This window comes from Olleya sp. HaHaR_3_96, from assembly GCF_019278545.1.
Lineage (GTDB): Bacteria > Bacteroidota > Bacteroidia > Flavobacteriales > Flavobacteriaceae > Olleya.
In genome coordinates, this window is sequence record NZ_CP058987.1 from 3,326,220 (window position 1) to 3,340,165 (window position 13,946).

The window sequence follows — 13,946 nt, forward strand, 5'->3', positions numbered from 1 at the left end:
CCTAAAAATGAAATTATTAAGCACTAAAAAAAGTGTTTTTACAAAAAAAATTAATATTTTTACTAGATAATTTGTATATTATAAAAAAAGCCCCAAAACAATGAAAAAAAACTTATTATACGCCCTACTCGTATGTCCTATATACTTGAGTTTAGCGCAGCTGACAGTCAGAAATGACGCTTATATTTTTGTAGACGGCACTGGTTTTGATGATAGTGTAGCAGATGTTGCTCCTTTATTTGTTGAGAACAACATTAACCTACAAGAAGCAAATAGTAGTATCTATTTAAGAAACGAAGCACAGATTATTCAAGGTACTGGAGCAACGGGAAATTCTGGATTAGGAAAACTAAGTGTTTACCAAGAAGGAACCGTTAATAATTATGCCTATAATTATTGGGCTTCACCCGTAGGTAACGTTTCTATTAATACAACAGGTAATTCTACTTTTATTCCCGATCAAAACATTTATGATATTACCGATATAACCAATAGCACTTTAGCTGGATATACAACTACTGGATATAACGGAACTAGTGCGCCTTTAAATATAGAAAGCTATTGGCTGTGGAAATACAATCCAGGAGCGGATTACAGCGCATGGGATTTTGTTGGTGCTTCGGGCTTTGTAGATGCTGGTTATGGCTTTACAATGAAAGGAACCGTTGGCTCTACCCCAATTGCTGGTCAACAATATGATTTTAGAGGAAAACCAAATGCAGGCGAAATTAACACAGATATAATTTTAGGACAAGAAACTTTAATTGGTAACCCTTATCCTTCTGCTATGGATGCACGTGGTTTTATACATGATCCTAACAATATTCTTTTACTAGATGCTGGTACTTTATATTATTGGGAGCAAGATCAAACTATAACCTCTCACGTTTTAACAGCGTATAGAGGTGGTTACGGTGCTTATACTATAAACGCCTCAGGAACTGTAGATTCCTACGTTGCTCCTCCTTATGACGCCTATAATTCTGATGGCTCTTTAAATACTAGTGGTTCAGCATCAACGTCAGGAAAAGAAGCCAGACGATACATACCTATTGGTCAAGGATTCATGGTTAAAGGAGCTGCTACAGGAACACTTTTAACGTCTGATAGTCATCGTGTTTTCTATAAAAAAACAGGAGGACAAAGTGAATTTTATAGAACAGCTGAAAATAATACTGAAGATAATACAGCACGTCATACTATAGTTTATGATTCCAATGGTGTACAAATATTACCAGAAGACTTCAAACGATTTAGATTAAATGTAGATTTCGGATCGCTATACACAAGACAACTACTTCATAATTTTCACCAAACAGCCTCTTCAGACTTCGATTATGGCTTAGAAAGTAAAGTCTATGGTGCCTTAAGTGCAGATGCCAATTGGATTCAAAACAATGAGGCTTATGTTACTAAAGCAGATAACTATCAAATAGATTTAAAGATTCCTTTAAATTTAAATTTAGACGCACAACAAGTTTTAAACTTTAGATTGACAGACATTCAAAATTTTGATTCTTCTCAACCGATTTATCTTCATGATATTGACAATAATCTTTATATTGATTTAAGACAACAAGATTTTCAAATTAGCCTACCTATTGGTAGCTATGCTAATCGATTTGAAATCACTTTTGAAGAAACGAACACATTATCAACAGATGAATTTGTAGAAAATAATTTTAACGTATTGCAAAACAATACAACATCAGAATTAGTTATACTTAATCCAAATAGCTTAAATATTAATTTTATTGAGTTATATGACATCTCTGGTAAGTTAGTTTTTAACAAACAAGTTAAAAACACAAATACACGACTAAGTTATTCTACTAAAAACCTTAGTGATGGTGTGTATCTTGTAAAAACAACTTTATCTAATAATAACACAACTACTAAAAAAGTAATTGTTGCTAATAAAAAATAACCCTAATTAAAACGTATAAAAAAAGGCTGTCATAATTTGACAGCCTTTTTTGTTTATATAAGTCTAAAAATTACTTTTCAAATTGTTTAAGTGTTTTTGTAATAATACCTACACAATCTAACAATTGTTCTTTTGTCATCACTAAAGGTGGTGCAAAACGAATGATATTTCCATGTGTCGGTTTAGCTAATAAACCATTATCACGTAAAGCCATACATATATTCCAAGCCGTATCACTATCCTCTGTATCGTTAATTATAATAGCATTTAACAACCCTTTACCTCTAACCGAGTTAACGATATTTGAAGTTTCAATAAATTTAGATAATTCACCTCTAAATAATTCACCTAAATCAAAAGCATTTTGTGCTAATTTTTCATCTTTAATAACTTCTAATGCAGCTGTACCAATTGCTGCCGCAACAGGATTACCACCAAAAGTACTACCATGATTTCCTGGTTTGATAACATTCATGATATCATCATTAGCCAATACAGCACTTACTGGGTAAGCACCTCCCGATAAGGCCTTTCCTAAAATTAAAATATCAGCTTTCACTTCTGGAGTACCAGAACAGTGCTTATCAGAACAAGTACAGTTACCACAAGTCGCTAATAAACGCCCTGTTCTACCAATACCTGTTTGCACTTCGTCCGCAATAAATAATACATTGTGCTTCTCGCATAATGCTTTAGCTTTTGCTAAATACCCTTCACTTGGCACATAAACACCCGCTTCTCCTTGAATAGGCTCCACTAAGAATCCTGCAACATTTTTATTAGTCGTTAAGACCTCTTCTAATGCTTGAAGATTATCATATTCAATTTTAATAAATCCATTAGTATATGGTCCGAAATTTTTACGCGCTACTGGATCATTAGAAAATGATATAATAGTAGTTGTACGACCATGAAAATTGTTTTCGCAAACAACAATCTCTGCCTCATTTTCGTCAATCCCTTTAACTTCATAAGCCCATTTTCTACATAGTTTTAAAGCTGTCTCAACCGCTTCAGCACCAGTATTCATTGGTAATAATTTATCGTAGTTAAACGTTTCTGTTGCAAATTTTTCAAATTTACCCAACATGTCATTGTAAAAAGCACGAGAGGTTAATGTCAATGTTTGCGCTTGTTTTACCATTGCACCAACAATTTTCGGGTGACAATGTCCCTGATTTACTGCAGAATATGCAGATAAAAAATCATAATATTTTTTTCCTTCTACATCCCAAACAAATACACCTTCACCTTTGCTTAATACAACAGGTAATGGGTGGTAATTGTGTGCTCCGTATTTGTTTTCTAAGTCCATCGCTTCTTGCGATGTTAATTGGTTTAAAACAGCCATTTTTTCAATATTTAAAGTTATAAAGTAGCCATTCCTTCTGTACCTTTATCCTTTCGAAAGCTCGAAAATTCAGCGTGGGAGAGAAATCATCCCTAAGAAGTTGCAAATTAATAAAAAAGTTGCGATTAAAACCATTTTCGTTTTCATTTTAATCAATCAAAATTAGATTCGTAAAAAAATCATAAATCATAACTCGCAAATCGAAAATCCTTTCATTACTTTTGCATTTATGGCAAGACGAAATACAAAAAAGCAAATTTTTACTAATGTAGAAGTTTTAGATGCTGCAGCAAAAGGAAAAACTGTAGCAAAAGCACCTGATGGGCGTGTTATATTTTTACCTAACGCAGTACCAGGAGATATAGTTGATGTACAAACATTTAAAAAACGTAAATCTTATTTTGAAGGTAAGGCTACTGTTTTTCATAAATTAAGTGATAAACGGACCACTCCTGAATGTGAGCATTTTGGCGTTTGTGGTGGTTGTAAATGGCAAGATATGGGTTATGAACATCAATTATTCTATAAACAGAATGAAGTCACTAATAACTTAACTAGAATTGGACATTTAGATTTACCAGAAATCACTCCTATCCTACCGTCTGCAGAACAATATTTTTATAGAAATAAGATGGAATTTTCTTTTAGCGACTCCCGTTGGTTAACTTTGGAAGAAATCCAATCTGAAGAAGATCTAGGTGACAGAAATGCACTTGGTTTTCATATTCCAGGAATGTGGGACAAAATCTTAGATATTAAAAAATGTCATTTACAAGCAGATCCTTCAAATGCTATCAGAAACGCTGTTAGAGATTTTTCTATTGAAAATGAATTAGAGTTCTTTAACACCAGAAACCAAACCGGTTTATTACGTACGATGATGATACGTACCTCTTCTACAGGGGATATAATGGTTGTTGTTCAGTTTTTTAAAGAAGATGTTGCAAAACGTGAGTTACTTTTAAACTATGTTGCCGAAACTTTTCCTGAAATAACATCTTTACAATATATTATTAACGAAAAAGCTAATGACACCATTTACGATCAAGAAGTGATTTGCTTTAAAGGTCAAGATCATATTTTTGAAGAAATGGAAGGTTTAAAATTTAAGATAAATGCAAAGTCATTTTATCAAACCAATTCCAACCAAGCCTACGAATTATATAAACTAACACGTGAGTTTGCCGATTTAAAAGGGGACGAACTCGTGTATGATTTATATACTGGAACTGGTACCATTGCTCAATTTGTTTCTAAAAAAGCGAAGAAAGTGGTTGGTGTAGAAGCTGTTCCGGATGCTATTAGTGCAGCAAAAGAAAATGCTGAACGCAATAATATTACAAATTGCGAGTTTTTTGTAGGAGACATGAAAAACGTTTTTAACCAAGAGTTTATAAATACTCATGGTCAACCAGACGTTATTATTACAGATCCTCCAAGAGATGGAATGCACAAAGATGTTGTACAACAAATACTAAATATTGCGCCACAAAAAATAGTATATGTAAGTTGTAATAGTGCGACACAAGCTAGAGATTTAGAATTGATGAAAGACATCTATAAGATTACTAAAGTTCAAGCAGTAGACATGTTTCCGCAAACGCATCATGTCGAAAATATTGTACTTTTAGAAAAGAAATAATTTACATCGTAAATGAAACATTTAAAACCATACCTAGTATTACTAGTAGCTTCGTTTAGTCTTTTGACTTGCGAACGCGACGATTTATGTCCGGAAACAACACCTACAACACCAAGTCTCATTATTGATTTTTACAACAATAATGCGCAAGACAGCAGAAAAAACGCAACAGACCTATATGTAATTGGTGAGGATAATGATGACGTTTTAGATGGTTATAATGCAGAAACTGTTAACCAAGTTATTTTACCGCTACGTACAGACACAGATACTACTACATTTTTTTTAACAAATAATACCGTTTTAGATGATGATGGCAATATTACCTCAGGTAACACGGATACGATTACAATAACTTATGATCGTGAAGATGTATACGTATCTAGAGCTTGTGGTTACAAAACCATTTATAAAAATGTTTTCGTTTCTATAGATGGAGGAACAGATGGTAATTGGATAATATTAACTCAACCAGAAAATGATAATTTAACAATTGAAGATGAAACAACAACTCACTATTTCTTTTATCATTAGTCTGTTTTTATGCTGCAGTGTAACATTGCACGCACAGGAAGAAGAGGTGGAAATGAAAAAAGATAGCATCCAATTACGCTATGGTTTGCGTTTAGGTACAGATGCTAGTAAATTAATCAGAACAGCTTTAGACGATGATTATTCTGGCTTTGAAATTAATGGAGACTACAGACTTAGTAAAGACCTATTTATTGCTGGAGAAATTGGTAATGAAGAAAAAATAACCACCAATGACTTTTTAAGTGTCACAGCCAAAGGAAGTTACTTTAAAGTCGGTTTTGATTATAACTTATACGACAATTGGATCGGAACAGACGACATGATTTACACTGGTTTTAGAGTTGGAGCCAGTACGTTTAGTCAAACTAGAACTAACTATACCGTCTATACAACGAACCAATATTGGGAGCCGCAATTTTCGTCTTCTGAAAACGTAGAGTTTAGTTCATTATCTGCGATTTGGGTAGAACTTATACTAGGTTTAAAAGCAGAGGTTTTAACTAATTTATATATAGGTGCTAACGTACAATTAAAAGGAATGATTACCCAAGACCAACCTGTAGATTTCGAAAATTTATATGTTCCTGGATTTACAAAAACATTTGATTCCGGTCGTATTGGTGTAGGCTACGGATACAGTGTTTCTTATCTAATACCAATTTTCAAAAAAAACAGAAATAAAGTAATAACAAAAAAGGAAGTTGATAATTAATCAACTTCCTTTTTTGTTATTAGCTATGTTTAATAACTAATTATTCATGTACTTTCCTTTTTTACTTCCTGCATAAATTTCATACTTAACTAATCGGGATTCTAACATCGCATTCATTAAGTGAATTTTTCTTGACGGTCTTAAGCCAACATGTTTTAAGGCTTCTAAATTAGAAGTAATAAACCACGCATTAGTATTTGGATAGCTTTGTTTTAAAGTATCTCCAATACTTTTATAAAAACTCTCCATTTCGATATCTAAACGCTCACCATATGGTGGATTAAACACCATATGCAATTTAGCTTCTCCTCCTCTTTGAGTTTTGAAAAAATCTTCATGTTGTATGGTTATAAAATCTTCTAAATGTGCATTTGCTATGTTTTCCTTAGCCTTTGTAACAGCACTTGGCGATTTATCATAACCAACTATCTTGTGATGAAAATCTCTAGTTTTTTTAATTAAAGACTCTTCAATTTTTTCAAATAAATCTACGTCCCAGTCATTCCAACGCTCAAAAGCAAACTCTTTACGCATTAAATTGGGCGGTATATTACAAGCAATCATTGCTGCTTCTGCTAAAATAGTTCCACTACCACACATCGGATCAATAAAATCGGATTGTCCATCCCAACCTGATAACATAATTATCCCAGCTGCTAAAACCTCGTTAATTGGTGCAATATTGGTTGCTAATTTATAACCACGTTTGTGTAAAGAATCTCCAGACGAATCTAAAGAGATGTTACACTCTTCTCTATCTATATGAACATTAATTTTAACATCCGGAAATTTTAAATCCACACTTGGACGTTCTCCAGTTTCATCTCTAAATTTATCTACAATAGCATCTTTAGTTTTTTGAGCTATATATAAAGAGTGTGTAAACACAGTCGAGTTTATAGTAGCATCGACTGCTAACGTTCCTGACGACTTTAAATAAGGCGTCCAATCCATCTTATACACTTGATCATATAGATCCTGTTCAGTTTTAATTTTAAAACTATGTATTGGTTTTAAAATTTTTGTTGCAGTACGTAGTGCTAAATTAGATTTGTACATAAACCCTTTATCTCCAGCAAATGACACATTACGTACGCCCGTTTTTATCTCTTGCGCACCCAATTGTTTTAACTCTTTTGCTAGTAACTCTTCAAAGCCAAATAAAGTTTTGGCAACCATCTTGAAATTTTCTTCCATTCTTTTCGTCTAATACTTTGCAAAAATACTCTATTTTTGTCGGAATAATAACCTTTATAAATAATTGGGTTAAGGATGGAGCAATTTGTTTGAGCTCCTCGGAGAGAGCGAGTTGCGAGAGCCTGATAAACTGTAGCTTACGCGGAAGTTTAAACCCCAAAATAAAAATATGAGTAAAAACGATAAAAAATGGTACGCTTCATGGTTTGATAGTCCATTTTACCACATACTTTACAAAGATAGAGATCATACTGAAGCTGAACAGTTTATGACAAATCTAACCGAATACTTAAATCTACCTGAACAAGGAAAAATATTGGATTTAGCGTGCGGAAAAGGTCGTCATGCCGTCTATTTAAACTCGATTGGATATGATGTAATTGGAGCGGATTTATCCGAAAACAGTATCAATCATGCCAAACAGTTTGAAAATGACACCTTACACTTTAAAGTCCATAATATGTGTCAGCCTTTCGGCGAAACTTTTGATGCCGTGTTTAATTTGTTTACTAGTTTTGGGTATTTTGAAAACGAAACAGATAATTTAGCGACTATCAAAGCGATTCAAGCCAATTTAAATGACTCCGGTTTTGGCGTTATTGATTTTATGAATACCGAATTTATTATAGATAACTTAGTCCCTGAGAATGTTAAGACAGTGGAAGGTATTGACTTTTTACAAAAAAGACGTGTGGAAAACGGTTATATCATTAAAGATATTAGCTTTTCTTTTGAAGGTGAAGACTACCAATTTCAAGAGCGTGTTAAAGCGTTTAGCTTGGCTGATTTCGAGCGTTTATTTGAACAAGCCGGTGTTTATTTATTAGATATTTTTGGAGATTATAAATTAAGTCCATTCCATAAAAAAACATCTGATCGTTTAATTATGATTTTTAAGTAAGTAATTTATTAAAACAAATGCAAAATTTTATTTTTCCCATTATAGCTGTTGTTTTAGGGTATATAATCGTTCTTCTTTTTAAGCCGAAACATAACCGTAGTCTAAAATTATTGCTAGCTTTTAGTGGTTCATTTTTATTATCTATAACGGTCTTTGACTTTTTACCAGAGGTCTATAATAGTAATGATAAGCCTATTGGTTTATTTATAATGATTGGTATTTTACTGCAAATAATATTAGAGTTTTTCTCTAAAGGTGCAGAGCATGGTCATGTACATATTGATAAAAGCAGTGTTGATTTTCCGTGGATATTATTTATAAGTTTAAGTATACACAGTGTTTTAGAAGGCATCCCCATTGAGGCGCATGAGCATTTAATTTATGGTGTTATTATCCATAAACTACCTGTCGCGATTATACTATCGACGTTTTTCTTAGCCTCTAATTTAAGTCGCTCTAAAAGTATGCTGTTTTTATTATTATTTGCTTTAATGACACCTTTAGGCGTGTTTTTATCCATGCAATTCCAGTTTTTCGAAAACTATTATTATGAAGTCTCTGCTTTAGTTATTGGTATCTTTTTACACATAAGCACCACTATTTTATTTGAAAGTAGCGAAGGGCACAAATTTAATTTAGCCAAACTAAGTACCATTATATTAGGAATAGTAATTGCCTATTTTATGTAAATTTAGGAGTATTAATTTAGTATCTTTTTATTAAAAAATATGTTTTCAAAAGAAGAATCAAGAGAGATAAAAGAATTGTTTTGGACTAGTTTTGGAAAGTCTTTTCCAAGAAAATGGACCTTATACAACACAAAACTAAAAGGCTTAAGCTTCAAATTTTATTTTGATAATAAAAAAGCATTTGTAACCTTAGACCTTGAAGACGATCTTGAAAATCGTATTAATTACTGGGAAAAACTAGTATCCTTAAAATCTATTTTGTTAGACGAGTATCTTCCTGAAGCCATTTATGATGAAGACTATATTTTAGATAATGGTAAAGAGATTTCTAGAATTTATGTGCCTTTAGAGCAAAAAGTATCCATACATAATAAAAACTCATGGCAAGAAGTCATGGTGTTTTTTAATACACATATGGGCCTTTTTGAAGACTTTTTTGCAGAATATAAAGATATTATAGAAGATTAAGTGTATTCCTGTTTTTATCACTAGTATCTATTTTAATTATGTTAGGTATAATTAAAAATAACGACTTAGTATTTGTGTGTTTATTTTTAGAAGATTAATTACAGTAAGTTTTACTGATTTAATCTTTTTAAATATAAATGGTAGACAGTACTAGTTATAGTCATTTGACAAACTTTTCTCAAAACCAAATAACAGTTTTAGTGTTATTTACATACACTGTAAAACACGCTTTATTGCTGGTTTAAAAAAGAATTTATCTTTTTTTAAACCAGCGCTATAGATGTGTAAAATAACGTTAAAATAAATTTAAATTAAGACTAATAACTAAATCTGTAGCCAATTACTTGTTATATTTGAGAAGCATGGATACCATATTACAACACTACCAAAACACCCGAAACTATACTCAAACTATATGTAATCCTCTAAATACAGAAGATTACACACCTCAATCTGCTGCTTTCGCCAGTCCGCCTAAATGGCATATTGCACATACCACATGGTTTTTTGAAGAAATGATCTTAAAATCATTTTATCCTAACTATACTGTTTTTGATAGTGAGTATTCGTTTTTATTTAATAGTTATTATAACAGCATAGGTAAACGTATTGAACGCCATAATCGCGGCTTAATTACACGTCCAAGTATTGAGGTTATTTTTAAATATCGCGCTTATGTGGATAAACATATGGCACAATTATTAGAGACAACAACAGATCCTGAAGTCAAAAAATTGACTGTTTTGGGGATCAATCATGAGCAACAACATCAAGAATTATTACTTACCGACTTAAAATACACGTTTTCATTAAATCCAATTCATCCAAAATATACAGAAATTAATTTAGTCGAAAACACTAATTCTGACTCCGGTTGGTTATCTGTACCGGAAGGTGTTTACGAGATTGGTCATAAATCCGATTCGTTTGCTTTTGATAACGAATTAGGTTTACATAAAGTTTATCTACAGCCGTACAGTATAAATAAAGCGTTGGTTACCAATCAAGAGTATATTGAATTTATTGAAGCTAAAGGATATCAAACAGCTAAATATTGGCTAGACGAAGGTTGGTACTGGATCCAAGACAATGCTATTGACAAACCTTTATATTGGGTTAAGATTGATACTATTTGGTACCATTATACACTCTCTGGTTTAAAACCTGTTAATCCTGAGGCTGTTTTAACACACATTTCTTATTACGAGGCTACCGCTTTTGCATTTTGGAAAGGTATGCGCTTACCAACGGAGTTTGAGTGGGAAATAGCCTCTGAAAACTTAAATTGGGGACAACGTTGGGAATGGACCAACTCCGCTTACCTACCCTACCCTAATTTTGAAATCGCAAAAGGTGCGGTTGGTGAGTATAATGGTAAATTTATGATTAATCAAATGGTACTTCGCGGTGGATCTGTAGCCACTTCCAAAAATCACAGTAGATCGACCTACAGAAACTTTTTTCCAGCACAAACAAAATGGCAATTTTCAGGCATTAGACTAGCTAAATAATATGAACAACAATTTTTTAAACGACATCGATAAAGGACTTAGTAATACCCCTAAGTACCTACTATCTAAATATTTTTATGACAAAAAAGGAGATGCACTATTTGTAGACATCATGAATATGCCTGAGTACTATCTTACTAGAGCAGAATTTGATATCTTCAAAAATCAGACGCAAAATATTATTGAAGGTTTACAACTAAAAAAAGATACTTTTTTTGAATTAATCGAGCTCGGTGCTGGAGACGGAACCAAAACAAAAGAATTATTAAAAGTTTTAGATACTGAAAAATACAACTTTAATTATATACCTATAGATATTTCTCAAAATGCATTAGATCAATTAAAAGAGAGTGTTAACACGGAATTACCTCATGTAAAAACAACGACTAAACAAGGGGATTATTTTGAGGTTTTAGGGTCTTTAAAACAATCTAACCATCCTAAAGTTATTTTGTTTCTTGGCTCAAATATTGGTAATTTAAGTGATGCACTAGCTAAAGATTTTTTAACCAAATTATCAGACTCCTTAAAGTCAAATGACAAAGTACTATTAGGTTTGGATTTAATAAAATCTAAAAATATAGTATTGCCTGCCTATAATGATAGTCAAGGTATTACAAAACGTTTCAACTTAAATTTATTAGACCGAATTAATAACGAATTCGGTGCTGATTTTGATACAGATTTATTTATTCATCAGCCAGAATACACAGAAGAAGAAGGAATAGCAAGAAGTTATTTAGTAAGCACTATATCTCAAAACGTCACGATTAAATCCTTAAATAAAACCTTTCATTTTGTTGAAGGTGAGCGCATACATACTGAAACCTCTAGAAAATACAATGACACTATTTTAAACTCGTATTTAGAAAACACGTCCCTTAAAATCATGGATAAACTAATTGATAGTAAGCAGTATTTTGCAGATTATATCTTAGATAAAAAATGATTACGACAAAAAAAGGAGTGTTAGGGATTTTAGGGCTTGGTAGCCGAAGTACTCTGTTTTATTTAGAACAACTGAATAAAACATACCATGCTGTAAAAGGTGATTACCACACCTTTCCTTCTATTACCTATTCAATAGATTTTAATACTATTAATCCTTTTCTACCTAATCAATTTGAGACTCTTAGACCTCTTGTTGACAAGAGTTTAAAAGCTCTTTTTAGTCATAATATTGACCATTGTATTATTCCTAATATTACTTTACACGAAACTACAGATCAACTATTACTTACCAAAACAATACTTCACCCCTTAGCTTTAAGTATAAAGCACTTAAAATTAATTAACACATCTGAAGTTATTGTGTTTGGGTCTTTATATACTATGTCTTCAACGTATATTTTAAACCATTTTAAATCAGAAAAAATAACTGTTGTTTTACCAGAAAAGGAAGATCAAATCAGCATTGATAACTGTCGTAAAAAGCTTTACAATTATTCAGAAACGGAAACCGACTTTATAAATTACAAAAAACTAATCACCAAATACAGTCAAAACTACGTGGTTGTTATTGCTTGCACAGAATTATCGTTATGGAGTAATCAGTTGGGGAATTCAAAAGTAATAGATATGGCTTTGTTACAGGTTCAAGAAGCTATTGCTTTATCGCTTTAATTGTAACCATAATACTTCTGCTTTTTAAACTACGTAAAACAACACCATAAAAAAGTGACAAATAGCACCTGCCAAGACAAATAAATGCCAAATAACGTGGTTATAAGGGATTTTCTCGATGGCATAAAACACAATACCCACAGTATAGGATAAACCACCAGCCATGAGCAGTATAATACCATTGGGTTCCATTATACTTGATAGCATAGAGAAATCAAATACGACTAACCATCCCATGACTAAATATAATAATGTCGAAAAGACATTAAAACGACCTGTAAAAAACAATTTTAAAATCACTCCAAAAACAGCTATTCCCCACACGGTATAAAACAATGGCCAACCTAGGCTTTGTTCTAAAGTAATTAATAAAACTGGGGTATACGTTCCTGCAATCAATAAGTAAATACTAACATGATCTACAATCCTAAAATAGTGTTTCTTTTTTTCGTCAGAAATAATATGATATAAGGTAGATGCTGTAAATAAAATAATTATAGATAAACCATATATCACAACACTAAACAAACTAAATTCGGTTTTTTTAGTCTCTAAAATAATTAACAACACCAAAGCGGCTATACCTAAAACAGCCCCAATACCATGCGTTAACGCATTTAATTTTTCTTCAAAAGGTGTTTGCTTGCGCATTAGTTGTTATTATGTTTATCAGTTGCATTCCACTTGTATGATAATTTGTAGTATTCAAAGTTTAATGGCGATTTTACTAATTTTACTCGCCCTTGTTGCCAAGCTCTAACTAAAATATCTTCAATTAAATAATCTTCTTCCACATTTTCAGGGTCATACTCTCGTTTTAAAGAGATATTAAATAAATAAGCTGTACTGTTATACCAAAAGGCTCGCCAACCATTACGTAAATCTTTTATTAAGTCAAAAGCCGTAATCCCTGTTTGCCTGTGTATTAATTTGACTAAGATTTGACCTTCTGTTTTAGTTAGTTTTTTTAATTCTTCAGAAAATTCTTCTTCAATATATTTTTGCACTTTTTTAGCGTACTCTTTTTTATCTCGTTTTCTAGTTAAAGTTTTCAACCTTGTATTTAAAGCATTCAACCGGTCAGCTGCCAATTTAGCATAAGGGTATACCTTAATTGTTTTTCGCATTAAAATGTAATAACGCCGTTTGTCTTCCCTATTACTAAAAGTTAGTTTATCCAGCAGCATAATTTCATCTAGATAAATAGACTTGTGCGGGATAGAGTCTCCTTCAATAATAATATACTCGACTTCTGTCGAATCTTGAACAACCTCATTTTCTTCTTGAGCAAAAACCCAAAAAGGTAGGCTTAAAAAAAGGTAAATAATATACTTCATAGTGACATAACTGCTAAAACTATTCCAAAATAGAACATTTTATTGAACAAAATT

14 protein-coding genes are annotated in these 13,946 nt (G+C 32.1%); 10 read left to right on the forward strand and 4 right to left on the reverse strand.

What is annotated here, in order from left to right; translation table 11 throughout:
* The first annotated feature begins 100 nt into the window (after positions 1 to 100).
* Positions 101 to 1,927, forward strand: a complete 1,827-nt coding sequence (locus tag H0I26_RS14625) for a T9SS type A sorting domain-containing protein (RefSeq protein ID WP_218699739.1) — start codon at positions 101 to 103, stop codon at positions 1,925 to 1,927.
* A gap of 70 nt (positions 1,928 to 1,997) precedes the next feature.
* On the opposite strand, the gene rocD is transcribed toward H0I26_RS14625, so the two are convergent.
* Positions 1,998 to 3,278 (reverse strand): ornithine--oxo-acid transaminase, encoded by a 1,281-nt coding sequence (gene rocD, locus H0I26_RS14630; RefSeq protein WP_218699740.1) that lies wholly within the window; start codon positions 3,276 to 3,278, stop codon positions 1,998 to 2,000.
* A 229-nt stretch (positions 3,279 to 3,507) separates the two neighbouring features.
* Between rocD and rlmD the strand changes: the two genes are divergently transcribed.
* From rlmD to H0I26_RS14645, 3 genes are read left to right on the forward strand one after another with little or no spacing between them, the layout of a single operon-like run.
* Complete coding sequence (gene rlmD / locus H0I26_RS14635) at positions 3,508 to 4,920, forward strand: 23S rRNA (uracil(1939)-C(5))-methyltransferase RlmD (RefSeq protein WP_218699741.1); 1,413 nt, start codon at positions 3,508 to 3,510, stop codon at positions 4,918 to 4,920.
* Positions 4,921 to 4,932: 12 nt separating this feature from the next.
* Positions 4,933 to 5,454: a DUF6452 family protein gene (locus H0I26_RS14640; RefSeq protein ID WP_218699742.1), complete on the forward strand. Its 522-nt coding sequence runs from the start codon at positions 4,933 to 4,935 to the stop codon at positions 5,452 to 5,454.
* Positions 5,420 to 6,166, forward strand: coding sequence for a DUF6048 family protein (locus H0I26_RS14645; RefSeq protein ID WP_218699743.1), 747 nt, complete (start codon positions 5,420 to 5,422; stop codon positions 6,164 to 6,166). Before H0I26_RS14640 ends, H0I26_RS14645 begins: the two co-directional genes overlap by 35 nt.
* 36 nt (positions 6,167 to 6,202) lie before the next feature.
* Here H0I26_RS14645 and H0I26_RS14650 read toward each other — a convergent pair whose 3' ends face one another.
* The gene (locus H0I26_RS14650; RefSeq protein ID WP_101018895.1) at positions 6,203 to 7,363 is read right to left on the reverse strand and encodes a class I SAM-dependent RNA methyltransferase; all 1,161 of its coding nucleotides are present in this window, start codon (positions 7,361 to 7,363) and stop codon (positions 6,203 to 6,205) included.
* Positions 7,364 to 7,532: 169 nt separating this feature from the next.
* Between H0I26_RS14650 and H0I26_RS14655 the strand changes: the two genes are divergently transcribed.
* From H0I26_RS14655 to H0I26_RS14680, 6 genes are all read left to right on the forward strand, one after another.
* Entirely contained in the window at positions 7,533 to 8,264 is a 732-nt protein-coding gene (locus tag H0I26_RS14655) for a class I SAM-dependent methyltransferase (protein ID WP_218699744.1), read from the forward strand.
* A gap of 17 nt (positions 8,265 to 8,281) precedes the next feature.
* Positions 8,282 to 8,953 (forward strand): ZIP family metal transporter, encoded by a 672-nt coding sequence (locus tag H0I26_RS14660; protein ID WP_218699745.1) that lies wholly within the window; start codon positions 8,282 to 8,284, stop codon positions 8,951 to 8,953.
* Between the two features lie 39 nt (positions 8,954 to 8,992).
* A complete protein-coding gene (locus H0I26_RS14665; protein ID WP_101018898.1) occupies positions 8,993 to 9,421 on the forward strand; it encodes a DUF4268 domain-containing protein in 429 nt (142 codons plus the stop codon).
* Between the two features lie 362 nt (positions 9,422 to 9,783).
* Positions 9,784 to 10,932 (forward strand): ergothioneine biosynthesis protein EgtB, encoded by a 1,149-nt coding sequence (gene egtB, locus H0I26_RS14670; protein WP_218699746.1) that lies wholly within the window; start codon positions 9,784 to 9,786, stop codon positions 10,930 to 10,932.
* Position 10,933: 1 nt separating this feature from the next.
* Positions 10,934 to 11,881: an L-histidine N(alpha)-methyltransferase gene (locus H0I26_RS14675; protein ID WP_218699747.1), complete on the forward strand. Its 948-nt coding sequence runs from the start codon at positions 10,934 to 10,936 to the stop codon at positions 11,879 to 11,881.
* Positions 11,878 to 12,555 (forward strand): aspartate/glutamate racemase family protein, encoded by a 678-nt coding sequence (locus H0I26_RS14680; protein WP_218699748.1) that lies wholly within the window; start codon positions 11,878 to 11,880, stop codon positions 12,553 to 12,555. Before H0I26_RS14675 ends, H0I26_RS14680 begins: the two co-directional genes overlap by 4 nt.
* A 24-nt stretch (positions 12,556 to 12,579) precedes the next feature.
* On the opposite strand, the gene trhA is transcribed toward H0I26_RS14680, so the two are convergent.
* Together trhA and H0I26_RS14690 are read right to left on the reverse strand one after the other, a co-directional pair.
* Positions 12,580 to 13,206 (reverse strand): PAQR family membrane homeostasis protein TrhA, encoded by a 627-nt coding sequence (trhA, locus tag H0I26_RS14685; RefSeq protein WP_218699749.1) that lies wholly within the window; start codon positions 13,204 to 13,206, stop codon positions 12,580 to 12,582.
* A complete protein-coding gene (locus H0I26_RS14690; RefSeq protein ID WP_218699750.1) occupies positions 13,206 to 13,892 on the reverse strand; it encodes a DUF4294 domain-containing protein in 687 nt (228 codons plus the stop codon). The genes trhA and H0I26_RS14690 overlap by 1 nt, the downstream gene beginning before the upstream one ends.
* Between the last annotated feature and the right edge of the window lie 54 nt (positions 13,893 to 13,946).

Coding starts and splice junctions, on each gene's coding strand:
- H0I26_RS14625 (WP_218699739.1), top strand. CDS start 101: ATGAAAAAAAACTTATTATACGCCCTACTCGTATGTCCTATATACTTG.
- rocD (WP_218699740.1), bottom strand. CDS start 3,278: ATGGCTGTTTTAAACCAATTAACATCGCAAGAAGCGATGGACTTAGAA.
- rlmD (WP_218699741.1), top strand. CDS start 3,508: ATGGCAAGACGAAATACAAAAAAGCAAATTTTTACTAATGTAGAAGTT.
- H0I26_RS14640 (WP_218699742.1), top strand. CDS start 4,933: ATGAAACATTTAAAACCATACCTAGTATTACTAGTAGCTTCGTTTAGT.
- H0I26_RS14645 (WP_218699743.1), top strand. CDS start 5,420: ATGAAACAACAACTCACTATTTCTTTTATCATTAGTCTGTTTTTATGC.
- H0I26_RS14650 (WP_101018895.1), bottom strand. CDS start 7,363: ATGGAAGAAAATTTCAAGATGGTTGCCAAAACTTTATTTGGCTTTGAA.
- H0I26_RS14655 (WP_218699744.1), top strand. CDS start 7,533: ATGAGTAAAAACGATAAAAAATGGTACGCTTCATGGTTTGATAGTCCA.
- H0I26_RS14660 (WP_218699745.1), top strand. CDS start 8,282: ATGCAAAATTTTATTTTTCCCATTATAGCTGTTGTTTTAGGGTATATA.
- H0I26_RS14665 (WP_101018898.1), top strand. CDS start 8,993: ATGTTTTCAAAAGAAGAATCAAGAGAGATAAAAGAATTGTTTTGGACT.
- egtB (WP_218699746.1), top strand. CDS start 9,784: ATGGATACCATATTACAACACTACCAAAACACCCGAAACTATACTCAA.
- H0I26_RS14675 (WP_218699747.1), top strand. CDS start 10,934: ATGAACAACAATTTTTTAAACGACATCGATAAAGGACTTAGTAATACC.
- H0I26_RS14680 (WP_218699748.1), top strand. CDS start 11,878: ATGATTACGACAAAAAAAGGAGTGTTAGGGATTTTAGGGCTTGGTAGC.
- trhA (WP_218699749.1), bottom strand. CDS start 13,206: ATGCGCAAGCAAACACCTTTTGAAGAAAAATTAAATGCGTTAACGCAT.
- H0I26_RS14690 (WP_218699750.1), bottom strand. CDS start 13,892: ATGAAGTATATTATTTACCTTTTTTTAAGCCTACCTTTTTGGGTTTTT.